Below are 25,194 nucleotides of genomic sequence, written 5' to 3'. Positions count from 1 at the left end.
CCCACCGACCCCGCAGCCCTCCCGATGAACGTCCTGTTCATCGAAGACGATCGGATGAACCGCCGCGTCGTCAGGGACATGCTCGATGTCGCCGGGGTTACGATGATGGAGGCGGAGAGCGCGGAAGACGGGTTACAGGCGATCGACGTGCAGGATTTCGACATGCTGCTGATCGACCTGCGCATGCCCGGCATGGACGGCATCACCGCGATCGGCCACATCCGCGCGCGCGCCGACGGCAAGGCGGCGGTGCCGATCATCGTCATCACCGCCGACACCGCGCTCGACCTGCGCGAGCGGTGCATCGCCGCGGGGGCGGACGAGGTGTTGTTCAAGCCGGTCGCGATGGACGCCCTGTTCGAGGCGATGGGCCGTATCCTCGCGCGCGATGCCGATGGCGGGATGCTCGTCTGACCGATACCGGTTGCGATCGCACACGACGCGGCCTTCCCATGCCCGTGCCTCTCGTAGTATCGAGAACGCTCAACCCGCTGTAATTGGTAAGTCCGATGCCCAAGCCGACCATCCGCCGCCCATCGAAGGTCGATCTCGGCAAGGAGAGCGCCACCAGCGATCGCCTCTACCAGCGCCTCGCCCGCAAGCTGTTCGACCAGCTCGCTTCGGGCGCGTTTGCGATCGGTGACCGCCTGCCCGCCGAACGCGAGCTTGCGATCGAATATGGCGCCAGCCGCCCGGCGGTGCGCGAGGCGTTGATCGCGCTGGAGGTGCAGGGGTTCATTGAGGTCCGCGTCGGCTCCGGGGCCTATGTCTGCCGCCTGCCGGGGCAGGGCGAGGAGCCCGGCTTCGCGATCACCGCCTTCGAACTCACCGAGGTGCGGCTGATGTTCGAAGGCGAGGCGGCGGCACTGGCGGCGCTGCACGTCACCGACGACCAGATCGACCGGCTCGACGCGCTGGTCGCTGCGATGGCGACCGAGAACCTGCTGCCCGAGGTGACCGAGGAGGCCGATCGCGATTTCCACCTGACCATCGCCGCCGCCACCCGCAACGCCGGCGTGCTGCGCACGATCGAGGATCTGTGGCATCTGCGCTCGACCTCGCCCGAATGTGCGTTGCTCCACGCCAAGGCGCGCAATGCCAAGGTCCGGCCGGTGGTCGAGGAACATGCCGCGATCATCGACGCGCTCCGCGCGCGCGACGCCAATGCCGCCCGCGCTGCGATGCGCGCGCATCTGTCGGCAGTGATGGATCATCTGCTGTTCCGTACCGAGGAACTCGCGGTCGAGGAGGTGCGTCGTTCGCTCGCCAGCACCCGCCAGCGCTATGGCGTATCGCCCGTCGCCTGACGCAAATCGGCAAACCGGACGCTTCTAGGTTGTCAGACCAATCATTGCGCTGCTAGTCACGCCCTACCAGGAGGGGGATGGCGGCGAGATGATGATGACCCAGACCATGCGGTGGTTTGGCCCGAACGATCCGGTGCCGCTCGCCGCGATCCGGCAGGCCGGCGCGACCGAAGTGGTGACCGCACTGCATGAGGTCCCGAACGGCGACGCCTGGCCCGACGATGCGATCGCCGCCCGCAAGCGGATGATCGAGGACGCCGGCCTCGCGTGGACGGTGGTCGAGAGCCTGCCCGTCGCCGAGGGGATCAAGACCCGGTCCGCAGACTGGGATCGCCTGATCGAGGCCTATGCGGTCAGCCTTCGCCGCCTCGCTGCGCACGGCATCACCGTCGTGACCTACAATTTCATGCCGCTGCTCGACTGGACGCGGACCGACCTCGCTTGGGAATTGCCCGATGGCGCCCGCGCGTTGCGTTTCGAGCTGCATGCGCTCGCCGCCTACGACATCCATCTCCTCCGCCGGCCCGATGCGGCGGCGGACTATTCCCCCGCCGTCGTCGCTGCGGCGGCGCAGCGCTTCGCCGCGCTCGACGAGGCGGGCCGTCACCGGCTGGAGCGGACGATCATCGCCGGTCTGCCGGGCAGCGAGGAAAGTTTCACCTCGGCCGAACTGTTGCGCCGGATCGGCAGTTACGCCGCGATCGACGCCGACCAGCTGCGCGCCAACCACGTCGCCTTCCTCGCCGCAGTCTGTCCGATCGCCGAGGCCGAGGGGATCCGGCTCGTCGTCCATCCCGACGATCCGCCATTCCCGATCTTCGGCCTGCCCCGCGTCGTCAGCACCGAGGCGGACGTGACCGCGCTGTTCGCCGCGGTGCCGTCGCCCGCCAACGGCCTGTGCTTCTGCAGCGGCTCGCTGGGCGTACGTGCGGACAACGATTTGCCCGGCATGGTCCGTCGCCTCGGCGAGCGGATCGGCTTCCTCCATCTCCGCTCGGTGCAGCGCGAGGCGGACGGCGCATTCCACGAGGCCGAGCATCTGCGCGGCGACGCCGACATGGCGGCGATCGTCGCGGCGGTGGTCGATCTGCAACGGCGAACCGGGCGTGCGCTGCCGATGCGCCCCGACCACGGTCACCAGATGGCCGACGACCTGCACAAGCGCACCAACCCCGGCTATTCGCTGATCGGCCGCCTGCGCGGCCTCGCCGAACTGCGCGGTCTCGAAGCCGGGCTGATCCACGCCCGCGAGGCGGGAGGGGTCTGACAAGCGGCATGTCGGTACAGGCCGTGGAGACTGCCTGCGAACAAGATCGTTAGCTTCCTCAGCGTTCGCCCTGAGCCTGTCGACTCTCACGGTGCTTCGACGACGTTGACATCAAAAGGTCGATGACGCCCGCCAGCTAAACGAATGTGAAAGAAAAGATGATGTTCGCGCAGAGGCGCGGAGGCGCGGAGATGCATCGCTTGGGGCTGCGTGGCCCTGTCATCTCATCGCTGATGGGAGGAGCCGCTAGTGCGGCAAGCGCAACATCTCCGCGCCTCCGCGCCTCCGCGTGAACATTGCTCTTCCCTAATCGGCCTTCGGCGGCGGCGAAGACGGTACGCGCAGCGCGGCGGCGAGCGACGAGGTGGCGCTGCCGCGCCGCGCCGGTTTCGGTTGCGAGGCGTCGGGCGCCCAGCCGGTGAGGAACACGATCGAGAAGCGCTCCGTGGTCCGGCCGTCCGGCCCCGCCGCCGCGGCGAACGCCGCCGCGGTCCGGGCCAGCGTGCCGCGCGTCATCGCCGAGCGGCCGATCAGGATGTTGCTCGCCGCCATGCCGCGCAGATCGTCGAGCAGCCGCCCGAAGCTCGCATAGCGGACGTCGAACGTCTCGATGTCGGCGACCGGCAGCGCGAAGCCGGCGCGCATCAGCAGGTCGCCCGCGGATCGCACGTCGATCTGCGGGTGCAGCCGCGCCGCCGGCCGTTCACCCTCGGCGATGCGCAGCGCCGCGCGCAGCGCGGGCAGGCTGCCGCCGCCGAGGAACGCGCCGAGGAACAGCCCGTCGGGCCGCAATACCCGCCGGATCAGCGTCAGCGCACCGGGCAGGTCGTTGACCTGATCGAGCACGCCGGCGCTCAGCACCGCATCGAAACTGCCGTCGGCGAACGGCAGCCGCTCCTCGTCGCCCTGTACGCCGCCCGCGGCCTGCGCGAAGCGGAAGCCGGGATCGACCCGTGCGATCCGTGCGCTGGGCACGATGAGGCTGCGGTCGGGCACGCCGATGTCGAGCACGTCGGTGAACGCGCGCTTCACCGCGTCGAGCCGTTCGAGCAGCCCCTCGACCATGACGTCGCGCAGGAAAGCGTGGTCGGGATAGCCGTCGGCGGCGCGGTCGCGGCGCAGGCGGCGGGCAGGGCGGTCGAAGATGGCGTTGGCGTTCACCGCCCGGCTTGTGCCTGTTGCGGCGGTGCGCGACAAGCGGCCATGCGGACGATCGGCGTGAGCGGGCTGGCAGCGATCGCGGCGCACGGTCGCCGTGCGCTGGCGTCGCTTTTCGGCCCGATCGCCGCCGCGGCGCTGCCGCCGCGCTGCCCCGGCTGCGGGACGCCGGTGGCCGCCGATCACCGCTTCTGCGCGCCATGCTGGGGCGGGCTGCGCTGGCTGACCCCGCCGTGGTGCGCCGCGTGCAACCGGCCGTTCGCGCATGACCGCGGCGCCGACGCACGCTGCGCCGCTTGCCTCGCCGATCCGCCGCGCCATGCCGGCATCCGCGCCGCCGTCGCCTACGGACCGGTGGCGCGGCGGCTGGCGCTCAAGCTGAAATATGGCGGCCGGATCGGGGTCGCCGCGACGATGGCGGAGCGGATGGCGCCGACGCTGCCACCCGGCATCGACCTGCTCGTGCCGGTGCCGCTGCACCGCTGGCGGCTGTGGAGTCGCGGGTTCAACCAGGCGGCGCTGATCGCCGCCGCGGTCCGCCGTCGCACCGGCATCGCGCACGATCCGTTCGCCCTGGTCCGCCGCCGCGCCACCGTGCCGCTGCGCGCGCTTGGTCGCGGTCGGCGGCGGCAGGCGGTCGCCGGCGCGTTCGCGGTGCCCGATCCCGCGCGGGTGGCGGGCAGGACGATCGCGCTGGTCGACGACGTCTATACCAGCGGCGCCACCGCCGCCGCCTGTACGCAGGTGTTGCTGCGCGCCGGGGCCGCCGCGGTGGTGGTGCTGTGCTGGGCACGGGTGGTCGGGTCGGGGGCGGCGGGCGATTGACAAGCCGGTCCTCAGCCCACACCTCAAGCCTATGGCAAAGGTCGAAATCTACACCAAGGCATATTGTCCCTATTGCACGCGCGCGATGGCGTTGCTGGCAGCCAAGGGCGTGTCGCCGCAGGAATATGACATCTCGCTTGGCGGGCCGCAGCGGCAGGAGATGATCCAGCGCGCCAACGGCCGCACCACCGTGCCGCAGGTATTCATCGACGGCACGCATATCGGTGGCTCGGACGATCTCGCCGCGCTCAACGCGCGCGGAGGATTGGACCCGCTGCTCGCGGCATGAGGATCGCGCTGCTGCAGATGACGAGCGGGATCGATCCTGCCGTCAATGCCGCGGACATGCGCCACGGCATCACCGCCGCGGCCGCCAACGGCGCCGGCATGGTGTTCCTGCCCGAGATGGCGGGGCTGATCGATCGCGACCGCGCCCGCGCCGCCGCATCGATCCACGCCGAGGCCGACGATCCGGTGCTTGCCAGCGTCCGCGAGACCGCGGCGGTCGCCGGCCTGTGGGTGCATGTCGGCTCGCTGGCGGTGCGGCGTGCCGATGGCCGCTCCGCCAACCGCAGTTTCGTCATCGACGCCGCCGGCGCAATCCGCGCGCGCTACGACAAGCTCCATCTGTTCGACGTCGACCTGCCGACCGGCGAAAGCTGGCGTGAATCCGCCGCTTACGCTCCCGGCGACGCGGCGGTGGTCGTCGATGCGCCGGTCGGGCCGCTCGGTCTGTCGATCTGCTACGACCTGCGCTTTCCCGCGCTCTATGCCGCGCTCGCCGCGGCGGGGGCGGAGGTGCTCGCGATCCCCGCCGCCTTCACCCGCCCGACCGGCGCGGCGCATTGGCACGCGCTGATGCGCGCCCGCGCGATCGAGACCGGCTGTTTCGTCGTCGCCGCCGCGCAGGCCGGCGCGCATGCCGATGGCCGCACCACCTACGGCCATTCGCTGGTCATCGATCCGTGGGGCGACGTGCTGCTCGACATGGGCGAGGCGCGCGGGCTGGGGCTTGCCGAGATCGACCCGGCGCGCGTCGCCGACGTCCGCGCCCGCATCCCGGTGCTCGACCATGCCCGCGCGATCCCGCCGGTCACCCGCGCGTGATCGTCTTCGACCTGCGCTGCGGGCTGGATCACGTCTTCGAGGCGTGGTTCGCGTCGAGCGCGGCCTATGACGCGCAGGCGGCGGCGGGGCTGCTCGCCTGCCCGATGTGCGGCGACACCGCGATCGCCAAGGCGATGATGGCGCCGAGCATCCCGGCCAAAAGCAATCGCCGCGCCGATCCGCCGCCCGCCGCGGCGATCAAGGCGGCGCTGCGCGAGATCGCCGCCGACCAGGCCAGGACGCTCGCCACCTCGTCGTGGGTCGGCAGCGACTTTGCGACTCGGGCGCGCGCGATGCACGACGGCGACGAGGTCGTCCGCCCGATCCATGGTCAGGCCAGCCTCGCCGAGGCGAAGGCGATGGTCGCCGACGGCGTGCCGGTGGCGCCGCTGCTCTGCCCGGTGGTGCCGCCCGAAAAGACGAATTGAGCCGCTGGACCCGCCCCGCGCCGCCCGGTATCAGGATCGCAGTGGCCCCGTAGCTCAGCCGGATAGAGCGCCAGATTCCTAATCTGTAGGTCGCGCGTTCGAATCGCGCCGGGGTCACCATCACCGCCCTCTCGCCGGTCCCGTCGCGTGCCGGGTCATCGGTCCAGATCGGTCCGGCTTGCAACTTTCGGTCGCGCCGCGCATAGCGCGCCTTCATGACCGCCGGGGGGCGGTCTGCCGGACTGCAAAATGCCGGCAACAATCCGCTGCTAAACGGGCAGCAGGACCAGCCATTTGGGGGCGACTATGTTGAGCCAGACGATCAGCGCGCCGGTCGACGCCGACTCGCCCGCCCTCGGCGGATCGCGAATCAAGCCACTCGCCTTCTGGCTCTATGTGCTGGTCGGCGTGGTGATGATCATCGCCTCGGCGATCGCATTGCCGTTCCTGCCGGCCCGCTCACGCTGAACCGGCGCCGCGGCGCACCGCGGCGCATCCCGATCGATCGAGACTATTGACGTCGGGAGCATCGCCGGCCGCAAGTGGCGCGATGCTCCCGATCGAAAGCCGTGTAGGGTTCAGGCCTTCACGTGCTGCGAAATGTACTTGTTCATCTCGAACATCGTGCACTTGTCGCGGCCGAACACCTTCTGCAGTTTGTCGTCTGCAAGGATTTCGCGCTTGTTTTCCGGGTTCTGCAGGTTGTTGGACTTGATATATTCCCACACCTTGCTGATCACCTGGCTGCGCGGCAGCTTCTCGTTGCCGACGATCGCGCCGAGCTCCGGGGAGGGCTGCACGGGCGCGTGGATGCCGCCGGTCTTGGTAGTCGTAGCCATCGCATTCCTTCCTGCTCGCACCCGGTCGATCCCGGGTGCTCTAAACGTTACGCTTTCTTCAGCGCGGTCGCCTTGTGCGCTGCCTTTCCACCATTGTCACTCTCTACGATATATTGGGGGTCGTCCTTCGACGCGCGGACGGTATGGCCCTTGATCGCGGTGTCGCTCGTCTGCTTCTTCTCGACCGTGCCGTGCGCGGTGCCGCCGTGGCTCTTCCAGGTCACTTCGTCGCCCTTCTTGAGGTCCGCCATCGTCTCTCTCCGTTCGTTACGCCCACAACAAAGCGCGGATACGGCAAAGGGTTGCACGCGGTGCGGCGGGGCGGTTGGACGCGTTGCCGAAACGAACTTATGACGGGCCGGCACCGCCACCGGCGGCAGGACCAAGGAACGCAGCATGACCGATCAGCACCACGCGCCGGACGAGGGCGCCACCGCCGCAACCGGCGACGCGCCGGTCGTCCCCATTGAGGTCGCCGAGGCGATCCGCACCCTGATCCGCTGGGCCGGCGACGACCCCGGCCGCGAAGGGTTGATCGACACGCCGCGCCGCGTCGCCAAGGCGTGGAAGGAATATTGCGCGGGCTATGCCGACGATCCCGCCCGCCATCTGGCGCGCGTGTTCGAGGAGGTCGGCGGCTATGACGAGATCGTCCTGCTCAAGGACATCCCCTTCCAGTCGCATTGCGAACATCACATGGCGCCGATCATCGGCAAGGCGCACATCGCCTATCTGCCGCGCGATCACGTCGTCGGGATCAGCAAGCTCGCCCGCGTGCTGCACGGCTTCGCCCGCCGGTTGCAGGTGCAGGAGCGGCTCACCGCCGAGGTCGCCGACTGCATCTGGGACAATCTCAAGCCGCAGGGCGTTGCGGTGGTGATCGAGGCGAGCCACGCCTGCATGACCGCGCGCGGCGTGCGCACGCCGGGCGTGTCGATGGTGACCAGCCGGATGATGGGCGTGTTCCGCGAGGACGACCGTAGCCGCAAGGAAGTGCTGGCGCTGATGGGATGTTGACCCGCACCGTCCTCGTCACCGGCGGTGCGAAGCGGCTCGGCGCGGCGACCGCGCGTGCCTGCGCCGCCGCCGGCTGGCGCGTGGTGGTACATTACGGCGCCTCCGCCGACGAAGCGCAGGCTTTGGCGGCGGAACTGGGCGGCGCGGCCGTGCACGGCGATCTCGCCGACCCCGCCGGCGCAGCGGCCTTGTTCGCCCGCGCCCGCGACGCCGCCGGCGGGCCGATCGCCGCGTTGGTCAACAGCGCCTCGCTCTTCGCCTACGACCGGCCCGAGGCGCTCGACCCCGCGCTGGCGGCGCGGCTCCACGCGATCAACGCGGTGACCCCGGCGATGCTCGCCGCCGCGCTCGCCGCGCAGGACGATCTGGCCGACGGCGCGGTGGTCAACCTGCTCGACCAGAAGCTCGCCAACCCCAACCCCGATTTCTTCAGTTATTCGCTGAGCAAATACGCGCTGGCCGGCGCGACCGAGATGCTCGCGCAGGCGCTGGCGCCGAAGGTCCGCGTCAATGCCGTCGCGCCGGGCATCACCTTGCCGAGCGGCGACCAGAGCGAGGCGGAATTTGCCGCCGTCGCCGCCGACAATCTGCTGCGCCGCCCGGTCGGCGCGGCGGCGGTCGCCGAGGCGGTGGTCTATCTGCTCGGCGCGCGCAGCGTCACCGGCCAGACGCTCTACGTCGACTGCGGCCAGCGTTTCCTGCGCCGCGACGGCGACGTGATGTTCGAGGGACGCAATGGCTGATTACACCACGATCCTCGACGGGCTCGAGGTGGCGATGCGGCTCGGCATCCACCCGCACGAGGCGGCACCGCAGCGCGTCCGCCTGTCGGTGTGGATGACGGTCGATTATGCCAACCCGCCGAGCGCCGACGCGATCGACGAGGTGCTCGACTACGACTTCCTGCGCGACGGCATCCTCGCGATGGCCGCCGGCCCCGGCTTCGCCTTGCAGGAGACGCTGGTCGAGGCGATCGCCGCGCTCTGCCTCGCCGACCCGCGCGTCCGGCAGGTCCGCGTCCGCTCGCTCAAGCCCGACGTCTATCCGGACGCCGCGGTCGGCTGCGAGATCGTCCGCACCCGCTAGGCCCTGCATCTCCCTTGGGGGGAGGGGGGCATGACCGTCAAGGAACGCCGCGATGTGTGCCGCCCCGGCGGACGCGGGTCGCTCCCGCAACAGCCTCAGCGCCAGACGTCCGCCGCCGCGCTGACGACCGTCTTCGAGCCGAGCGCGTTGAGCGCGATCCGGTGCACGACCTCGATCGGCGCGGTGCAGAGGTCGCCGACCACTTGCACCCGCCATCCGTCGGCCGCCCGCGACAAGGCGGTGAACACGACGCAATTCTGCGTCATCATGCCGCCGACGATCAGCTCTTCGATCCCCGTCAGTTGCGCCGCGAGATCGGTATCCTGAAACGCATCGGCATGCCGCTTCACGACGACCGGCGCGTCCCCCGCGGCGGCGAGGATCGCAGGACGAATCTCGGCCCCGGCGCTGCCCCGCACGAACGGCCCGGCGTCAGCCGGCGACTCGTGCCGGACCAGAATCACGCGATCCTCCTGCGCCTTCGCCCGCCCGATCGCCGCGACGATCCGCGCCTCGACCGCCTCCGCTTCCCACAGCGGCAGGACGCCACCGGGGAAATAGTCGTTCTGGATATCGATGACGAGAAACGCGCGGGTCATGTGATGCTCCGGACTGTCGCGAGAGGAAATTACGGGTGAGTAGAACAGGGTGAAAAATATCCGGTTGTTGGATATCCCATGATATATCAGCAGTGCTCCTGCGAAAGCAGGAGCCCAGGAGTCCCGAACGCAATGAGATGTTGTTTTACTTGGCTCTGGGCTCCTGCGTTCGCAGGAGTACTGCGTTGATTTGTTGGTGACCGAGACTTTCGCAAAGGTCTCGAACAAGTCCGCGCTGATCCAGCGAACCTCATAGCCAGCACCATCGTCGTCACGATGCGGGCACCGTCGCGCCACGCCGCGGCAGATACCCGGCACGGATCAGGAACGCTCGCAGCGACTCCGGAAAGTCGCGATATCGCGTCTCATGCCCGGGCTTGCAGGCGTAATGCTGTTCCGCCGAGCCGTGCGAGTCGCAGAATTGCCGAACGTCCTTCCCATGTTCGTAGTGACGCAGCATCGCCGCCCAGGCCGCCGCGAACTGCCCGGCGCGGGCGGCATCCGCGACATAGGCGGCGCAGCTACCGTTGCGATCCGGCTCGCTGGAAAAGCACCTCGGTGCCAATCGCTTCATATCCGCCGCGAAGACGCTGCGCAGCGCCGGATCGTCGCTCACGTCCGTCGGTACGCCCTCGATCACCGTGAATATCCGCGGCGGCCGCGGTGTGCAGCCGTTGCAGCCGAACGTCGAACCGAACGCACTATCTCCCAAGATCAGATCGATCCGGCCGTCGCCCGACCGGTCCGCAGGAAAATCGGCAATCCGGCCTTCAAGAAACGCGCCGTCATGTCGCCCCATCGGCACGGCGCGATAGCCGTCGTCGACCGGCAGCAACAACTGGACGGTCAGCACGCCCCCGGAGCCGCCGTATTGGCTCTCGACGATCACGCCGGGGCGCGGGTCGTGCGGCTCGAAGCGCACGATTGCGATGCGTGCATATTCACTCTGCCGATCGGTCGTCACCGTCAGCGGGCGGATCCCCGGCGCACTCACCGTTACCGACCCCTGATTGTTGAATCCGTCCCATCGACATGAGGTATCGCCGACGGGCTTCGCAGGGCAGGGCAAGGCCGCGACGTGCACGGTCACGCCGCCCGAGGCGAAGTCGAGCGGCTGCTTCTTGAAAGACAGCCACTCGCGGAACTGGCCGATCGGCACGTCCGCCGGCGCGGCGCCTAGCAGAAGAATGGAGAGGATCAGCGGCAGGGCGCGCATATCCGCTCTCCCTCAACGCGCGGGCCGGGGCGTGGCCCGCGTCTCCGGCACCTTGTGCGGCCGGCAAATGCGCAGCTTCGGCTGGCAGGCGATGCCGATGTCCGAACACACCGTCTTGCCGTCCTTGGCGGTGCACGCGCGGCAGGCCTTCGCCACATCGGTACAGACCTGCGGCGTAGCGAGCGCCAGTGCGACGATCATCGGCATGATGTGCTTCTCCAGCAGCAAGACCTTCGGACCCGCGCCAGACTAACGCACCGTGCGAAACAAGCAATCAAGGCCTGTCCTACAGGCCGCGCCGCGGCTAATATCCTCCCCGGCTCTTTCTCATCGGCTTGATGTCGAACGATATATTTCCGGCGGCAGGCAATCCTCCGCCGCAATCGACTTGCGACTCGGCGATGCGATGGGTGCAGAAACGGAAACGATCGGGCTGGATCGTTTCCGTTAAGGTGTCCATCTTGTCCATGTCGTCCAACACCGCCCGCGCTGGCTCCACGCGGGCGGGGCCGCGATCAGGCCCGGTTGGCGGCGCTCAGCACCGCACGCACGCTCGCGGTTGCGATGTCGGTGTCCATGCCGACGCCGAACACGGTGCGCCCGTCCGCAGTGCGGCATTCGACATAGGCGGCGGCCTGCGCATCGGCGCCATGGCCGATCGCATGTTCGCTGTAATCGACCACGTCGAGGTCCGGCCCGGTCTCGCCGAGCGCAGCGATCACGCCCGAGATCAGCCCGTTGCCACGGCCCGAGATCGACCGTTCCGCGCCGTCGACCGCGACGCGACCGACGAACAGGCGGTCGCCCGCGCTGCCGCTCTCCTCGTAATCGCGCAACACGAACCGGTCGTCGTCGCGCGGCAGATAGGTCGCCTCGAACCGGCCCCAGATGTCGGCGGCACCGAGTTCGCGGCTCGTTTCGTCGGCGAGCGCCTGGACGTGGCGGCTGAAATCCGCTTGCAGACGCTTGGGCAGCTTCAGCCCCTTGTCCTGTTCGATCACCCAGGCGACGCCGCCCTTGCCGCTTTGCGAATTGACGCGGATCACCGCCTCGTAGCTGCGGCCGAGATCGGCCGGATCGATCGGCAGATACGGGACTTCCCACAATTCATCGTTGCGCGCCGATTGCGCTGCGAAGCCCTTCTTGATCGCGTCCTGATGGCTGCCCGAGAAAGCGGTGAACACCAGATCGCCGGCATAAGGCGTGCGCGGATGCACCGGGATATTGGTGCAATAATTGATCGTGTTGACGATGCCGTCGATGTCCGACAGGTCGAGGCCCGGCGACACGCCCTGCGTGTACATGTTGAGCGCGACGGTCACGAGGTCGCAATTGCCGGTCCGCTCGCCATTGCCGAGCAGGCAGCCCTCGACGCGATCGGCCCCCGCCATCAGCCCCAGCTCCGCCGCGGCGACGCCGGTGCCGCGGTCATTATGGGTGTGGAGCGAGATCACGACGCACTCGCGGTTCGGGATGTTGCGGCCGAACCATTCGATCTGGTCGGCATAGACGTTGGGCGTCGCGCACTCGACCGTCGCGGGCAAATTGAAGATGATCGGCTTGTCGGCCGTCGGCTGGAGCACGTCCATCACCGCCGCGCAGACTTCGAGCGAGAAATCGAGTTCGGCGGTCGAGAAGGTCTCGGGACTATATTCGAACCGCCAGTCGGTGTCGGGGCGTTTCGCCGCCTCGTCGCGCAGCACCTTGACGCCCTCGATCGCGATCCGCTTCACCTCGTCGCGGGTCATGCCGAACACGATCTTGCGCCACGCCGGCGACACCGCATTGTAGAGGTGGACGATCGCCTGTTTCGCGCCGTCCAGGCTGGCGAAGCTCGTCTCGATCAGGTCGCGGCGCGACTGGGTGAGCACCTGCACGAACACGTCGTCGGGGATGCGGCCGGTCTTCACCAGCCCGCTGATAAAATCGAACTCCGTCGCCCCGGCCGAGGGGAAGCCGACCTCGATCTCCTTGAGGCCCACCTTGACGAGCAGGTCGAACAACCGCGTCTTCTTTTCGGCGTCCATCGGGTCGATCAGCGCCTGATTGCCGTCGCGCAGGTCGGTCGACAGCCAGCGCGGCGCCTGGGTGATGACGCGCGACGGCCATTGCCGGTCGGGGAGGTCGATGGTCGGGAAGGGGCGGTATTTGGTCGAAGGATCGCGGAGCATGTATCGGTCCCGTCTGTGGCGCCGCGGACGCTGATCGTCGGACGCGGCTGGGTGGCGCTGAAGCGTTATCCGGCCCTTAGGGAGGCGTGCACGAGCAACCGCCGCCCTAAGGGCGGATAAGTCGCAGAAGAAGGGTCGTGCGGTCCATGTCGATGCGGGTCATGGCCGAGGCGGCAGGACTTGTCCACCGCCGAGCGGCGCCAAATTGGCGTTGACGCTCCGTTAAGCCTCACCGGTCTAGCCGGCAGAGAGGCGGAAAGGTCTCACATTAACATATGTTTTGAAGGGCTTGGAATGCGTCAGCTCGTCTATATCAGCAGCGTGCGGAAACCGGCGGAGGTTGATCCGGCGGTGATCCTCGCCCAGTCGCGACGCAACAATGCGCGGGCGCGGGTGACGGGCCTGCTATTCTTCGACGGCAAGCGCTTCCTTCAGGCGCTGGAAGGCGACGATGCCACGGTCGACGCCACGTTCGCGCGTATCCAGGCGGACGGCCGGCATCACGCGCTGGTGGTGCTTTCGAACCGCAGCATCGAGCAGCGCGAGTTCGGCGAATGGGCGATGGCCTATCAGGCGCCGGGCGAGGACGGCGGCGATCCGCTGGAGCGGATCGGCAGGCTCACCGCGAACGCCGACCCGGCGGTGCGGCCGACGTTCGCGGGGTTCGCCAAGGTGCGGCGCGCGGCCTGACCGGTTATTGCGCGGCGAAGGCGGCGTGGATGTGGAGCTTGACCTCGTCCGACACGACCGGGGCATAGGCGCCGACGCCGAAGTCGCTGCGCTTGATCGTCGCGGTGCCGTTGAAGCCGAAGTTGAGCTTCTTGCTCATCGGGTTGGCGCCTGCGCCGACGAAGGTCGCGTCGATCGTCACCGGCTTGGTCTGGTCCTTGATCGTCAGATTGCCGGTGATCGTCGCCTTGTTGCCACCACGCGGCGTCACGCTCGTCGAGACAAAGCGCGCGGTCGGATATTTGGCGGCGTCGAAGAAGTCGGGCGACTGGAGGTGCTTGGCGAACGGCGCCGCGGTGACCGCGAGCTCGGCGATCTGGAAGGTCACGTCGACCTTGGCGGCGGCGGGCTTGGCGGGATCGATGGTGATCGAGCCGGTCGAGGCGCCGAACATGCCCTGGAGCATCGAGAAGCCCATGTGGTTGACCTCCCACGACACCTGCGTGTGGGCGGGATCGACCTGATAGGTGCCGGCGGGGACCTTCGCGCTAGGCTGGCCGGGCTGGCCCGGCGCGGTCGGGATGATCTGGGCGACGGCGGGGACGGCGGCCGTTGCGAGCACGGCGGCGAGGATGAGACGCATGGGGGGAAGCTCCGAAGGTTGTTTCGGAGGTTAAACCATGGGTTTGTGACAATCGGAAGGGGCAAAGCCGAAACGGATCGTTGGTGATCTGATCGACACAAACTTTCGTCATCCCGGCGAAAGCCGGGACCCATGGTTGCGGCGCGGTCGAGGTTTCGCACAACGCCGACACCATCGTGACCATGGGTCCCGGCCTCCGCCGGGATGACGATCATGGGTCAGTTCTTGTCCTTGTCGACCAGCTTGTTGGCGCCGATCCACGGCATCATTGCGCGCAGCTCGGTACCGACCTTCTCGATCGGATGCGCGGCGGCCTGCTTGCGCGCCGCCTTCAGCTCGGGCTGGCCGGCGCGGTTGTCGAGGACGAAGTTCTTGACGAAGCGGCCCGACTGGATGTCGGCGAGCACGCGCTTCATCTCCTTCTTGGTCTCGTCGGTTATGATCCGCGGGCCGGTGGTGATGTCGCCATATTCGGCGGTGTTGCTGATCGAATAGCGCATGTTGGCGATGCCGCCCTCATACAGCAGGTCGACGATCAGCTTGGTCTCGTGCAGGCACTCGAAATAGGCCATCTCGGGCGCGTAGCCCGCCTCGGTGAGCGTCTCGAAGCCCGCCTGAATCAGATGGGTGATGCCGCCGCACAGCACCGCCTGCTCGCCGAACAGGTCGGTCTCGCATTCCTCGCGGAAGTTGGTTTCGATGATGCCCGAACGGCCGCCGCCGACGCCGCTGGCATAAGCGAGCGCGACGTCATGCGCGTTGCCGCTGGCGTCCTGATGGATCGCGATCAGGCAGGGCACGCCGCCGCCGCGGACATATTCCGAGCGGACGGTGTGGCCCGGGCCCTTGGGCGCGATCATGATGACGTCGATGTCCGCGGGTGGCTCGATCAGGCCGAAATGCACGTTGAGGCCGTGCGCGAAGGCGAGCGCCGCACCGGGCTTCATATTGCCCTTGAGGTCCGCATCCCAGATCGCCGCCTGATGCTCATCGGGGGCGAGAATCATGACGATGTCCGCCCATTGCGCCGCTTCCTTGTTGGACTTGACCGCGAAGCCGGCGTCGATCGCCTTCTTGGCAGTCGCCGAGCCCTCGCGCAGCGCGATCGCCACGTCCTTGACGCCGCTGTCGCGCAGGTTCTGCGCATGCGCATGGCCCTGCGAGCCATAGCCGATGATGGCGATCTTCTTGTCGGTGATCAGGTTCAGATCGGCGTCGCGATCGTAATAGACTTTCATGCTTCTTCCTTTCGTCACCGCGGGTGACGGGTGGGGGGTAAAACTCAGGCCGCCTCGCGGCCGCGGGCGATGGCGACGATGCCGGTGCGGGCGACCTCGATCAGGCCGACCTCGCCCATCAGTTCGACGAACTTGTCGATCTTCTCGATCGCGCCGGTCACCTCGAAGACGAAGCTGGTCGTCGTCGCATCGACCACGCGGGCGCGATAGACATCGGCGAGGCGCAGCGCCTCGATCCGGTGGTCGCCGGTGCCGGCGACCTTGACCAGCGCCAGTTCCCGCTCGACGTGCGCGCCCTGCGCGGTGAGGTCGGTGACCTTGTGGACGGGCACCAGCCGGTCGAGCTGCGCGATGATCTGCTCCATCGTCGCCGGCGAGGCACTGGTGACGATCGTGATGCGGCTGACCGTCTTGTCGGCGGTGATCTCGCTGACGGTCAGGCTCTCGATATTGTAGCCGCGCGCGGTGAACAGGCCGGCGATCCGGGCGAGGATGCCCGGCTCGTTGTCGACGATCACCGCCAGCGTGTGGCGTTCGGCAGCTTCGGTCTTGATATGCATCCGCATCGTCACCCCAGCGAACGCTGGGGTCTCCCTATGATATGAGCGCGCGCTTGCAGCGCGAGACCCCGGCTTTCGCCAGGGCGACGGTCTGGTCGGGTCAGACCAGCGCCTTGGCCTCGTCGTCCATCGTACCGGACACTTCGTTGGCCTGCAGGATCATGTCGGTATGCGCGGCACCCGACGGGATCATCGGAAAGCAGTTCGCCAGCTTGGCGACGCGGCAGTCGACGATCACCGGCCCGTCATGGTCGAGCATCGCCTGGATGCCGTCGTCCAGTTCGCCCATCGTCTCGATGCGGATGCCCTTCCAGCCATAGGCCTCGCCGAGCCTGACGAAATCGGGCAGCGAATCCGAATAGCTTTCGGCATAACGGCTCTCGTAGGTCAGCTCCTGCCACTGACGCACCATCCCCATATATTCGTTGTTGAGGATGAAGATCTTGACCGGAAGCCGGTATTGCGAGGCGGTGGCGAGCTCCTGGATGTTCATCTGGATCGAGGCTTCGCCGGCGATGTCGATGACCAGCGCGTTGGGATTGCCGAGCTGCGCGCCGATCGCCGCGGGCAGGCCATAGCCCATCGTGCCGAGACCGCCGCTGGTCAGCCATTTGTTGGGCTTTTCGAAGCCGAAATGCTGCGCGGCCCACATCTGGTGCTGGCCGACCTCGGTGGTGATGATCGGGTCGCGGCGATGCGTCGCCTCCCACAAGGCGCGGACGGCGCGCTGCGGCATGATCGCCTCGCCCGTCTCGGGGAAGCTCAGGCTCTTCACCGCACGCCAGCCGGCGATCCGGTTCCACCATTCGCGCGTGTCCGGCTTGGGATGCTGGCGCGCCTTCCAGATGCGGACCATGTCCTCCATCGCATGGCCGGCATCGGCGATGATCGCGAGATCGACGCGGACGTTCTTGTTCACGCTCGACCGGTCGATGTCGATATGGACCTTGCGGCTGTTCGGGCTGAACGCGTCGAGCCGGCCGGTGACGCGATCGTCGAAGCGGCTGCCGATCGCGACGATCAGGTCGGCCTGGTTCATCGCCATGTTTGCCTCATAGGTCCCGTGCATGCCGAGCATGCCGAGGAACTGGTCGGACGAGGCGGGGAAGCAGCCGAGGCCCATCAGCGTCGAGGTCACCGGCGCACCGGTGATCCGCGCCAGCTCGCGCAGCAATTGCGACGCCGCCGGACCCGAATTGATGATCCCGCCGCCGGTGTAGAGGATCGGCCGCTCTGCCGCGGCCAGCATGTCGACGAGCTGCTCGATCTGCGGCTGCGATGCCTTCACCTGCGGGCGATAGGTCTTGTGCTGGATCGGGCCGGGCTTGCTGTAGCGCGCAGTCGCGACCTGGACGTCCTTGGGAATGTCGACGACGACCGGGCCGGGGCGGCCCGAGGTCGCGATATGGAACGCCTCGTGGATCGTCGCGCCGAGCGTCGCCGGGTCCTTCACCAGATAATTGTGCTTGGAACAGTGGCGTGTGATGCCGACCGTGTCCGCCTCCTGAAAGGCGTCGGTGCCGATCAGCGCGGTCGGCACCTGCCCGGTGATGACGACCATCGGGATCGAGTCGAGCAACGCGTCGGTGATGCCGGTGACCGCATTGGTCGCGCCCGGCCCCGAGGTGACGAGCACGACGCCGGGCTTGCCCGTCGAGCGCGCATAACCCTCAGCGGCATGCGTCGCCGCCTGCTCGTGGCGGACGAGGATGTGCTTGAGCCGCGCGCCGTTCGCATTGGCGCGGAACATCGCGTCATAGATCGGCAAGACCGCCCCACCGGGGTAGCCGAACACGACCTCCACGCCGAGATCGCACAGCGCCTCGACCAGGATGTCTGCTCCGCTCTTTTCGCCCACGGTCTGTCTCCAAATGTTGGTATACGGAAAATGTTGCGGTGCGGTTAGCGGTGCGGCAGGATGGGGTCAACCCTCTTTGCGCAACAAACTTGCTATCGAATCAATCAAACCGTTAGAAAGTGTCTCGCGTAACCAGTTGTCCGGCGGTTGATTACGGAACCAGGTATATTGCCGTTTGGCATAGCGCCGGGTGTCGAGCTGTATGCGGGCAAGCGCCGTATCGCGGTCGGCGGTTCCCGCCAGCAGCGCCGATATTGGCGGCACCCCGATCGCACGGCGGATCGGCGCATCGTTAGGCAGGTCCGCGCGGGCGAGCAGCGCGGCGACCTCGTCGATGGCGCCCTGATCGAACATCGCGACGCAACGCGCGTCGATCCGGGCGAACAGCGTCTCGCGATCGGGCAGCAGAATGGCCGCGGCGAGATCGATCGCATCGCCGATCCCGCCCGCGCGCTCACGCTGCCACGCGGCGAGCGGCCGGCCGGTGGACCGGACCACTTCGAGCGCGCGCGCGACCCGCGTCGTATCGGCGGGGGCGAGGCGCGCGGCGGCCTCGGCATCCTCGATCGTCAGCAGCCGATGCGCGTCGGCGACCGGCAGCGCGCGCACGGCGGCGCGAATCGCGGGATCGATCTCCGGCACCGGCGCGATGCCGTCGAGCAAGGTGCGCAGATACAGGCCGGTGCCGCCGACGAGGATCGGCAGTCTGCCCGCGCCATGCGCCGCGGCGATCTCCCTCCGCGCCTCGGCGGCCCAGCGTGCGGCGGAATAGCCGGCGTCGGCGGCGTCGATATGGCCGAACAGGCGATGCGGGGCCGCGGCGGCCTCTTCGACGCTCGGGCGAGCGGTCAGGACGGCGAGATCGGCATAGACCTGGCTCGCGTCGGCGTTGATGACGACGCCGTCGTGCGACTGCGCGAGCGCGATCGCGGCGGCGGACTTGCCGCTGGCGGTCGGCCCTGCGATGAGCGCGACCCTTGGTTTGGGGTTGGAGGCTGCGATGTTCACCGCGACGCTCATAGGCGAAACGCTCGGGTCAGGCGACCTGTCGGCGGCGACGGATCGCCTCGCCGCGGCCGGTTGCGCCCCCGGCGACGTCGCATGGCTGGACGAAGGTGTGGCGGCGGACGTCGTCTTCACGGCCGATCCGGCGGCCGCGCGCACGGCGCTGGAGGGCGCCTTGCCCCGCACCGACGTCATCGTCCAGCCGACCGCGACGCGGCGCAAGGCGCTGATCGTCGCCGACATGGATTCGACGATGATCACCGTCGAGTGCATCGACGAGCTCGCGGATTATGCCGGCATCAAGGCGGACGTCGCCGCGGTGACCGAGGCGGCGATGCGCGGCGAACTGGATTTCGAGGGGGCGCTCGACGCGCGCGTCGCGCTGCTCGCGGGACTGGACGAGGCGGTCATCGCGCAATGTCTCGCCGAGCGGGTGCGGATCATGCCGGGCGCGAAGGCGCTGGTGCGGACGATGCGGGCGAACGGCGCGGCGGCGGTGCTGGTTTCGGGCGGCTTCACCCGCTTCGCAGACCCCGTTGCCGCCGAGATCGGCTTCGATCGCGCAATCGCCAACGTGCTGCTGATCGAGGGCGGCCGGCTGACCGGCACCGTCGCCAAACCGATCGTCGGATCGGCGACCAAGGAGGACACGCTGCTCGCCTGGATCGCCGAGCGCGGCATCGATCCCGCGCTGTCGCTCGCGGTGGGTGACGGCGCCAACGACCTTGCGATGATCAAGCGGGCGGGGCTGGGCGTGGCCTATCAAGCCAAGCCAATCGTCGCCGCAGCGGCCGGCGCGCGCGTCGATCATGGCGACCTGTCGGCGCTGCTCTATGCGCAGGGTTATCGGCGCGCCGACTGGGTCGACGGATAACGCTCGCCGGGCGGACCTAAGGCGCGACGACCACGCATGCGACGCCCGCGGTCGCGCACGCCTTCTGCGCCGCCGCCTTCGATGCGAAGCCGCTCGCTTGCAGGCGGATCACATTGCCGGCCTTGGCATAGACCGGCTGCGTGCCGGCGAGCTTGCCGCGCACCCGCGACCATTGCGTCTGCGCGTTCGCCTGCGTGCTGAACGCGCCGAGCTGGATCTTCCACGCGCCGCCGGCGGGCGCCGCCGCGGGCCGGGGTGGGGCGGGGCGTTTCTCATGCGCCACGATGCGATCGGCGACCGGGCGGTCGGGCGACACATCGGCGGGGGCCGGTTTCTGGCGCGGCGGTGCCTTCGCCGGAGTGGCGATCGGAACGGTGCCGCGGCGCGGGGCGGTCGCCTCTGCCGCCATCATGCCGCCGCGGTCGGCGGCGGGCGGACCGGCGCGCAGGTCGGTCGCGTAGCGCTGCGCCAGCGCCGTGCCGCGCTGACGGTCGGCAGGCGTGATATATTGGTCCATCTGCGCCAGCGTCTCCGAGGCCGACTTCAGCCCCGCCTGCGACGCCATCGTCATCAGCGCGTAGGCGCGGGGATAGTCGCGGGGCACGCCGTCGCCGTTGAACAGCATCGTGCCGAGCACCAGCTGGCCACGCGGCTCGCCGCGCCGCACCGACTTCTCCAGCCACGGCGCGGCCTCCGCCTTGCGACCGGCCTGGAACAGCGCGAAGCCGTAATTGTCCTCGGCCTGCGGATGGCCTTGCAGCGCCGCCTTGCGGAACCAGCTTTCCGCCAGCGCCGGATCGAGCGGCACGCCGCGGCCGAGCTTGTATGCCTGGCCGAGGTTGAACTGCGCATCGGCGTCGCCCGCGACCGCCGGGCCGCGCCATTGCGCCACCGCGCCGGCGAAGTCACCCCGGGTCCAGGCCTCGACGCCCGCCTTGACCGCCTGCGCCCCGGCCGGCGCGGCAACGGCGATGCAAGCCACCAGCGCAACCGCCATCCAACCGGTATTCCGCATCCTCGTCACCCTCTTCACCATATCGGCCGCATCATGCCCCGGACGCGCGCGCAGGCAAAGCCACATCGCGCAAAGCGCTACATTAACCGCCTGTTAGCGCTGTCCTGTCAGGTTCGCTTACGATTTGACGGCACAGATTGAAGGGGGCCTATGCGCGTTCTCGCGATGGCATCGCAAAAGGGTGGTTCGGGCAAGACGACATTGTCCGGACATCTCGCGGTGCAGGCCCAGCTCGCAGGGCACGGCCCGGTGGTCCTCATCGACATCGATCCGCACGGTACGCTGGCCGACTGGTGGGGTGATCGCACCACGGCCTATCCCGCCTTCGCGCAGACCGTCGTCGCGCGGCTCCAGGCGGATCTTGAGATGCTGCGCCAGCAGGGGGTCAAGCTGGTGATGATCGACACGCCGCCGGCGAACATGCTCGCGATCCAGAGCGTCATCGCCGCCGCCGAGCTGGTCGTCGTGCCGACGCGGCCGTCGCCGCACGATCTGCGCGCGGTGGGCACAACCGTCGACCTGTGCCAGCGCGCGGGGAAGCCGCTGATCTTCGTCCTCAACGCCGCGATGCCCGACGCGCCGATCAACGCCGACGCCGCAGTGGCGCTGGCGCAACATGGCAGCGTCGCGCCGGTGATCGTCCACCAGCGCCTCGATTACGCCACGGCGATGACCGACGGCCGCACGGTGATGGAGGTCGATCCCGGCGGCCGGTCGGCGGCCGAGATCGCGCAGCTGTGGAGCTACATTTCCGGACGGCTCGAGACCAATTTCCGCCGTACCGTGTTCAGCGTGCCGACGGTGCATGGCGGCGGCTTCGGGCCGCGCCCGGCGACGGGCGGCTTCGGTCGCCGGGTGGTCGGGGCATGAGCGCCGTGATCTCTTCCACCCCGCGGCTGGTCCTGACCTTCGGCCTGTCGGCGCTGGTGCTCGGCGGCTCGGTGGTCGGATGTACCGGCGGCAGCGGGCGGATCGCCGCGGCGAGCGATCGCAACGACCGGATCGTCGCGCGGACCGCGGAGCGGCACGCCGACGGGGCCGTGCGGGCGCTGGCCAAACGCGATCCCGCCACCGCGATCGAACGCGCCGAGGCGGCGGTGGCGCTGGCGCCGCGCAATGCGGATTATCGGCTGGTGCTGGGGCAGGCGTATCAGCAGGCGGGGCGCTTCGCGTCGGCGCGCGATACCTTCGCCGAGGTGCTGGAACTGACGCCGGGCAACGGCAAGGCGGCGCTGAGCCTCGCGCTGGCGCAGATCGCCACCGGCGACTGGTCGGCGGCGCAGGCGACGCTGACGCGCAACGCGGCGATCATCCCGGTCGGCGACCTCGGCCTCGCCACCGCGCTCGCCGGCAATCCGGCCGGGGCGATCGCGACGCTCAACGCGGCGGCGCGCGAACCGGGTGCCGACGCGAAGCTGCGGCAGAATCTGGCGCTGAGCTATGCGCTCGCCGGTCAATGGGCGATGGCGCGGGTCGCGGCGGCGGCGGATATGTCGCCTGCCGATGTCGATGCGCGGCTGGAGCAATGGGCGGCCTTCGCGCAGCCGCGCGCGGCGTCGGATCAGGTGGCGAGCCTGCTCGGCGTGACCGCCGGCGCCGACGGCGGGCGACCGGTCGCGCTGGCGCTCAACGCGCCGGTACCGGTGGTGCCGACGCAGGAGGCGCCCGTACGCACCGCCGCGGTCGAGACGCCGGCGCCGGCCTCGCCGTTCACCCGCGTCGTGTTCGCGCCGCCGCAGGAGGTGGCGCAGCCGCTGCCGACGATGCTGCGCGCCGCCGTCGCGCCGGTACGGCAGGCGGTGGCGCTGAAGGTACCCGCAGCGGTTGCAGGCGACTGGTATGTGCAGATCGGCGCGTACAGCAACGTCGCGGTCGCCAAGTCCGGGTGGACCGAGGCGACGCGGCGCTTCGCAACACTGACCGGGCAGCGGCCGACCGGGACGATGGTCGCGGCGGCGCAGGGGTCGCTCTACCGCGTGTCGGTGGGCGGATTCAGCCGCGCCGAGGCGGACCGGCTGTGCGGCCGCTATCGCGCCGAGGGCGGCGCCTGTTTCGTCCGCCGCGAGGCCGGCGACCGGATCGCGCAATGGCTGCGCGCGCCGGTGCAGGTGGCGGCGCGCTGATCAGACCTCGCGCCCGGCCTTCCACAGCCTGAGCACCCGGCCTTGGACGGGCAGGCCGTCGAACGGCGTATTGCCCGCCGAGGCGAAGGCCTCGCCGTCGACCTGCCACGGCGTGTCGGGATCGAACAGCATCAGGTCGGCGGGCTTGCCGACCTCCAGCGTCCCCGTGTCGAGCCCGAGCACCTGCGCCGGGTTGACCGCGAGCATCGCCAGCAATCGCTCGAGCGGCAGCACGCCGTCGCGCACCAGCAGCAGCCCGAGCGGCAGCAGCGTCTCCGCCCCCGCCATGCCCGCCGCCGAATCGACGAAGGGCAGGCGCTTCGCCTCTGGCCCGTGCGGGTCGTGGCCCGAGGACAGGACGTCGATCGTCCCGTCCGCCACAGCGGCGCGCGCCGCCTGCCGGTCGCTTTCGCTGCGCAGCGGCGGCGAGAGATGGGCGTAGGTGCGGAAGTCGCTCATCGCGATGTCCGACAGATGGAGATGCGCGGGGGTGATGCCGCAGGTGACGCGCACGCCGCGGCGCTTGGCGGCGCGGATCAGGTCGAAGGCGGCGGCGGTCGTCGCCTGGCGGATGTGGAGACGCGCGCCGCTTTCCTCGGCGAGCATCAGGTCGCGCGCCACCGCCAGCGCCTCGGCCACCGCCGGCGCGGCGGGCAGGCCGTGCCGCGTCGCCGTCTCGCCGTCGGTCGCCACCGCGCCCGCGGTCAGCGCGCCGTCCTCGCCATGCGCGACCACCGCGATGTCGAGGTCGCGGGCATAGGACAGGACGCGCAGCATCACCCCGCTGTCGGCGATCCAGCCGCGCCCCGTCCCCACCGCGCGCGCGCCGGCCGAGATGCAGATCGCCATCTCCGCCATGTCGGTGCCGGCGAGGCCCTGCGTCGCCGCGGCGATCGGGTGGATCCACAGATCGGGCTTGCCGATCAGCGCGGCGCGCTGGACGACGCCGGGATCGTCGAGCACCGGATTGCCGTCGGGCATCAGCGCGACGCGGACGATGCCGCCGGCGCGGCAGGCGTCGCGATCGACCTTGAACACGCCGAGGTCGACGATCCCCGGCGCCAGCAGCTTGCCGCCGCAATCGACCGTCACCGCATCGCCGGGCAGCTCGAACGTGCCGCGCGCGACGATTACGCCGTCGCGGACCAGCAGCCCGCCCGGCGCGACGCCGGCGACGGGGCAGGCGAGCCGCGCATCGAGGAAGGCGATCACGCTCATGCCCAGCCCTCCACGCCGCGCGCGCGCCGGGTAAGCACGTCGAGACACGCCATCCGTACCGCCACGCCCATCTCCACCTGCTCGGTGATCGCCGATTGCGGCCCGTCCGCCACCACCGAATCGATCTCCACCCCCCGGTTCATCGGCCCCGGATGCATCACCAGCGCGTCGGGCAATTTCGCCAGCCGTTCCGGCGTCAGCCCGTAGCGCAGCCGGTATTCGCGGCTCGACGGGATATAGCCGCCCGCCATCCGCTCGTTCTGGACGCGCAGCATCATCACCACGTCGGCGCCGACCAGCGCCGCGTCGAAATCGGTGAACGGCGTCACCCCCATCCGTTCGATCCCGGCGGGCATCAGCGTCGATGGCGCGCAGACGCGCACCTCGGCGGCGAGCGCGGTGAGCGCGAGGATGTTCGAGCGCGCGACGCGGCTGTGCAGCACGTCGCCGCAGATCACGACGCGCTGGCCGGCGATCGAGCCCTTGCGGCGGCGGATGGTGAGCGCGTCGAGCAGCGCCTGCGTCGGATGTTCGTGGCGGCCGTCGCCGGCGTTGAGCACCGGGCAATCGACCTTGTCGGCGATCAGCCGCACCGCGCCGCTCGCCATATGGCGGATGACGATGACGTCGGCGCGCATCGCGTTGAGCGTCTGCGCGGTGTCGATCAGCGTCTCGCCCTTCTTCACGCTCGACTGCGCCGCGTGCATGTTGACTACGTCGGCGCCGAGCCGCTTGCCGGCGATCTCGAAGCTCAGCAGCGTGCGCGTGCTGTTCTCGAAAAAGGCGTTGATCTGGGTAAGGCCGTCGAGCCGCTTGTCGGGCGCGGCATGGCTGCGGTTCGCCGCGACCCAGCTCTCCGCCTCGTCGAGCAGAAAGGCGATCTCATGCGGCTGGAGCCCGTCGATGCCGGTGAGGTGCCGGTGCGGGAAGACGGCGCCACCCTGGATCAGGGCAGCGGGGCGGTGGTCCGA

Annotated in this window: 31 protein-coding genes and 1 tRNA gene; 16 read left to right on the top strand and 16 right to left on the bottom strand. The window is 69.2% G+C overall.

Going from position 1 to position 25,194, the window contains the following annotated elements:
• Positions 1-24: 24 nt before the first annotated feature.
• The 3 genes from FFS23_RS04830 to uxuA all read left to right on the top strand — a co-directional run bounded on the left by FFS23_RS04830 (position 25) and on the right by uxuA (position 2,574).
• Positions 25-414 carry a response regulator gene (locus FFS23_RS04830; RefSeq protein ID WP_137897674.1) on the top strand — a complete coding sequence of 130 codons (390 nt, stop codon included), beginning with the start codon at positions 25-27 and terminating at the stop codon, positions 412-414.
• A gap of 95 nt (positions 415-509) precedes the next feature.
• Positions 510-1,307 (top strand): FadR/GntR family transcriptional regulator, encoded by a 798-nt coding sequence (locus tag FFS23_RS04825; RefSeq protein WP_052075584.1) that lies wholly within the window; start codon positions 510-512, stop codon positions 1,305-1,307.
• A gap of 106 nt (positions 1,308-1,413) precedes the next feature.
• Positions 1,414-2,574, top strand: a complete 1,161-nt coding sequence (uxuA, locus tag FFS23_RS04820; protein WP_249340522.1) for a mannonate dehydratase — start codon at positions 1,414-1,416, stop codon at positions 2,572-2,574.
• Positions 2,575-2,880: 306 nt separating this feature from the next.
• Here the strand turns inward: uxuA and FFS23_RS04815 are convergent, their stop codons facing one another.
• Complete coding sequence (locus FFS23_RS04815) at positions 2,881-3,735, bottom strand: class I SAM-dependent methyltransferase (protein ID WP_171009355.1); 855 nt, start codon at positions 3,733-3,735, stop codon at positions 2,881-2,883.
• A gap of 66 nt (positions 3,736-3,801) precedes the next feature.
• Between FFS23_RS04815 and FFS23_RS04810 the strand changes: the two genes are divergently transcribed.
• The 6 genes from FFS23_RS04810 (at position 3,802) to FFS23_RS20010 (ending at position 6,560) form a co-directional block, all read left to right on the top strand.
• Complete coding sequence (locus FFS23_RS04810) at positions 3,802-4,557, top strand: ComF family protein (protein ID WP_137897715.1); 756 nt, start codon at positions 3,802-3,804, stop codon at positions 4,555-4,557.
• A gap of 31 nt (positions 4,558-4,588) precedes the next feature.
• Positions 4,589-4,846 carry a glutaredoxin 3 gene (grxC, locus tag FFS23_RS04805; protein WP_038661930.1) on the top strand — a complete coding sequence of 86 codons (258 nt, stop codon included), beginning with the start codon at positions 4,589-4,591 and terminating at the stop codon, positions 4,844-4,846.
• Positions 4,843-5,664, top strand: a complete 822-nt coding sequence (locus FFS23_RS04800; protein WP_137897671.1) for a carbon-nitrogen hydrolase family protein — start codon at positions 4,843-4,845, stop codon at positions 5,662-5,664. Before grxC ends, FFS23_RS04800 begins: the two co-directional genes overlap by 4 nt.
• The gene (locus FFS23_RS04795) at positions 5,661-6,092 is read left to right on the top strand and encodes a DUF1178 family protein (protein ID WP_137897670.1); all 432 of its coding nucleotides are present in this window, start codon (positions 5,661-5,663) and stop codon (positions 6,090-6,092) included. The genes FFS23_RS04800 and FFS23_RS04795 overlap by 4 nt, the downstream gene beginning before the upstream one ends.
• A gap of 43 nt (positions 6,093-6,135) precedes the next feature.
• Positions 6,136-6,212 (top strand) — tRNA-Arg (locus tag FFS23_RS04790).
• Positions 6,213-6,398: 186 nt separating this feature from the next.
• Positions 6,399-6,560 (top strand): hypothetical protein, encoded by a 162-nt coding sequence (locus FFS23_RS20010; protein WP_171009353.1) that lies wholly within the window; start codon positions 6,399-6,401, stop codon positions 6,558-6,560.
• Between the two features lie 110 nt (positions 6,561-6,670).
• Here FFS23_RS20010 and FFS23_RS04785 read toward each other — a convergent pair whose 3' ends face one another.
• Together FFS23_RS04785 and FFS23_RS04780 are read right to left on the bottom strand one after the other, a co-directional pair.
• Positions 6,671-6,931, bottom strand: coding sequence for an SWIB/MDM2 domain-containing protein (locus tag FFS23_RS04785; protein ID WP_038661921.1), 261 nt, complete (start codon positions 6,929-6,931; stop codon positions 6,671-6,673).
• 47 nt (positions 6,932-6,978) lie between these two features.
• Positions 6,979-7,182 (bottom strand): hypervirulence associated TUDOR domain-containing protein, encoded by a 204-nt coding sequence (locus tag FFS23_RS04780; RefSeq protein ID WP_038661918.1) that lies wholly within the window; start codon positions 7,180-7,182, stop codon positions 6,979-6,981.
• Positions 7,183-7,327: 145 nt separating this feature from the next.
• On the opposite strand from FFS23_RS04780, the gene folE reads away from it, so the two are divergent.
• Genes folE through FFS23_RS04765 form a run of 3 tightly spaced genes read left to right on the top strand, consistent with a single transcriptional unit; the run spans position 7,328 to position 9,034 of the window.
• Entirely contained in the window at positions 7,328-7,948 is a 621-nt protein-coding gene (gene folE / locus FFS23_RS04775; RefSeq protein ID WP_171009354.1) for a GTP cyclohydrolase I FolE, read from the top strand.
• Positions 7,942-8,691, top strand: a complete 750-nt coding sequence (locus FFS23_RS04770; RefSeq protein WP_137897669.1) for an SDR family oxidoreductase — start codon at positions 7,942-7,944, stop codon at positions 8,689-8,691. Before folE ends, FFS23_RS04770 begins: the two co-directional genes overlap by 7 nt.
• On the top strand, positions 8,684-9,034 hold the full coding sequence (locus FFS23_RS04765) for a dihydroneopterin aldolase (RefSeq protein WP_137897668.1): 351 nt from the start codon (positions 8,684-8,686) through the stop codon (positions 9,032-9,034). Before FFS23_RS04770 ends, FFS23_RS04765 begins: the two co-directional genes overlap by 8 nt.
• Positions 9,035-9,129: 95 nt before the next feature.
• Here FFS23_RS04765 and FFS23_RS04760 read toward each other — a convergent pair whose 3' ends face one another.
• From FFS23_RS04760 to leuA, 5 genes are all read right to left on the bottom strand, one after another.
• Positions 9,130-9,633 carry a cysteine hydrolase family protein gene (locus FFS23_RS04760; protein WP_137897667.1) on the bottom strand — a complete coding sequence of 168 codons (504 nt, stop codon included), beginning with the start codon at positions 9,631-9,633 and terminating at the stop codon, positions 9,130-9,132.
• A 271-nt stretch (positions 9,634-9,904) separates the two neighbouring features.
• Positions 9,905-10,849: a hypothetical protein gene (locus FFS23_RS04755; protein WP_137897666.1), complete on the bottom strand. Its 945-nt coding sequence runs from the start codon at positions 10,847-10,849 to the stop codon at positions 9,905-9,907.
• A 12-nt stretch (positions 10,850-10,861) separates the two neighbouring features.
• Positions 10,862-11,056, bottom strand: a complete 195-nt coding sequence (locus FFS23_RS04750) for a hypothetical protein (RefSeq protein ID WP_137897665.1) — start codon at positions 11,054-11,056, stop codon at positions 10,862-10,864.
• Between the two features lie 97 nt (positions 11,057-11,153).
• Positions 11,154-11,318 (bottom strand): hypothetical protein, encoded by a 165-nt coding sequence (locus tag FFS23_RS20005; protein ID WP_156143808.1) that lies wholly within the window; start codon positions 11,316-11,318, stop codon positions 11,154-11,156.
• Between the two features lie 46 nt (positions 11,319-11,364).
• Entirely contained in the window at positions 11,365-13,020 is a 1,656-nt protein-coding gene (gene leuA / locus FFS23_RS04745; RefSeq protein WP_137897664.1) for a 2-isopropylmalate synthase, read from the bottom strand.
• Positions 13,021-13,314: 294 nt separating this feature from the next.
• On the opposite strand from leuA, the gene FFS23_RS04740 reads away from it, so the two are divergent.
• Positions 13,315-13,710: a BLUF domain-containing protein gene (locus tag FFS23_RS04740; RefSeq protein WP_137897663.1), complete on the top strand. Its 396-nt coding sequence runs from the start codon at positions 13,315-13,317 to the stop codon at positions 13,708-13,710.
• 4 nt (positions 13,711-13,714) lie between these two features.
• Here the strand turns inward: FFS23_RS04740 and FFS23_RS04735 are convergent, their stop codons facing one another.
• From FFS23_RS04735 to miaA, 5 genes are all read right to left on the bottom strand, one after another.
• A complete protein-coding gene (locus FFS23_RS04735) occupies positions 13,715-14,332 on the bottom strand; it encodes a YceI family protein (RefSeq protein WP_137897662.1) in 618 nt (205 codons plus the stop codon).
• 218 nt (positions 14,333-14,550) lie between these two features.
• Positions 14,551-15,570, bottom strand: a complete 1,020-nt coding sequence (ilvC, locus tag FFS23_RS04730; protein ID WP_137897661.1) for a ketol-acid reductoisomerase — start codon at positions 15,568-15,570, stop codon at positions 14,551-14,553.
• A gap of 44 nt (positions 15,571-15,614) precedes the next feature.
• The gene (gene ilvN / locus FFS23_RS04725; RefSeq protein ID WP_038666951.1) at positions 15,615-16,130 is read right to left on the bottom strand and encodes an acetolactate synthase small subunit; all 516 of its coding nucleotides are present in this window, start codon (positions 16,128-16,130) and stop codon (positions 15,615-15,617) included.
• 100 nt (positions 16,131-16,230) lie between these two features.
• The gene (ilvB, locus tag FFS23_RS04720; protein WP_038661884.1) at positions 16,231-17,988 is read right to left on the bottom strand and encodes a biosynthetic-type acetolactate synthase large subunit; all 1,758 of its coding nucleotides are present in this window, start codon (positions 17,986-17,988) and stop codon (positions 16,231-16,233) included.
• A 66-nt stretch (positions 17,989-18,054) separates the two neighbouring features.
• Positions 18,055-18,990 (bottom strand): tRNA (adenosine(37)-N6)-dimethylallyltransferase MiaA, encoded by a 936-nt coding sequence (miaA, locus tag FFS23_RS04715; protein WP_249340527.1) that lies wholly within the window; start codon positions 18,988-18,990, stop codon positions 18,055-18,057.
• Here miaA and serB point away from each other — a divergent pair.
• Complete coding sequence (serB, locus tag FFS23_RS04710) at positions 18,989-19,867, top strand: phosphoserine phosphatase SerB (RefSeq protein WP_137897659.1); 879 nt, start codon at positions 18,989-18,991, stop codon at positions 19,865-19,867. The two genes, miaA and serB, sit on opposite strands and share 2 nt — an antisense overlap.
• 16 nt (positions 19,868-19,883) lie before the next feature.
• Here the strand turns inward: serB and FFS23_RS04705 are convergent, their stop codons facing one another.
• Positions 19,884-20,882 (bottom strand): SPOR domain-containing protein, encoded by a 999-nt coding sequence (locus FFS23_RS04705; RefSeq protein WP_137897658.1) that lies wholly within the window; start codon positions 20,880-20,882, stop codon positions 19,884-19,886.
• 150 nt (positions 20,883-21,032) lie between these two features.
• Between FFS23_RS04705 and FFS23_RS04700 the strand changes: the two genes are divergently transcribed.
• Together FFS23_RS04700 and FFS23_RS04695 are read left to right on the top strand one after the other, a co-directional pair.
• Complete coding sequence (locus FFS23_RS04700; RefSeq protein ID WP_137897657.1) at positions 21,033-21,752, top strand: AAA family ATPase; 720 nt, start codon at positions 21,033-21,035, stop codon at positions 21,750-21,752.
• Positions 21,749-23,005, top strand: coding sequence for an SPOR domain-containing protein (locus FFS23_RS04695; RefSeq protein WP_137897656.1), 1,257 nt, complete (start codon positions 21,749-21,751; stop codon positions 23,003-23,005). Before FFS23_RS04700 ends, FFS23_RS04695 begins: the two co-directional genes overlap by 4 nt.
• Here the strand turns inward: FFS23_RS04695 and FFS23_RS04690 are convergent, their stop codons facing one another.
• On the bottom strand, positions 23,006-24,223 hold the full coding sequence (locus FFS23_RS04690; protein ID WP_137897655.1) for a dihydroorotase: 1,218 nt from the start codon (positions 24,221-24,223) through the stop codon (positions 23,006-23,008). It abuts the gene before it with no gap.
• On the bottom strand, positions 24,220-25,170 hold the full coding sequence (locus tag FFS23_RS04685; RefSeq protein WP_137897713.1) for an aspartate carbamoyltransferase catalytic subunit: 951 nt from the start codon (positions 25,168-25,170) through the stop codon (positions 24,220-24,222). The genes FFS23_RS04690 and FFS23_RS04685 overlap by 4 nt, the downstream gene beginning before the upstream one ends.
• Between the last annotated feature and the right edge of the window lie 24 nt (positions 25,171-25,194).

Source organism: Sphingomonas sp. 2SG (assembly GCF_005503285.1).
GTDB classification, from domain to species: domain Bacteria; phylum Pseudomonadota; class Alphaproteobacteria; order Sphingomonadales; family Sphingomonadaceae; genus Sphingomonas; species Sphingomonas taxi.
This window is presented reverse-complemented; position numbering and strand designations above follow the sequence as displayed.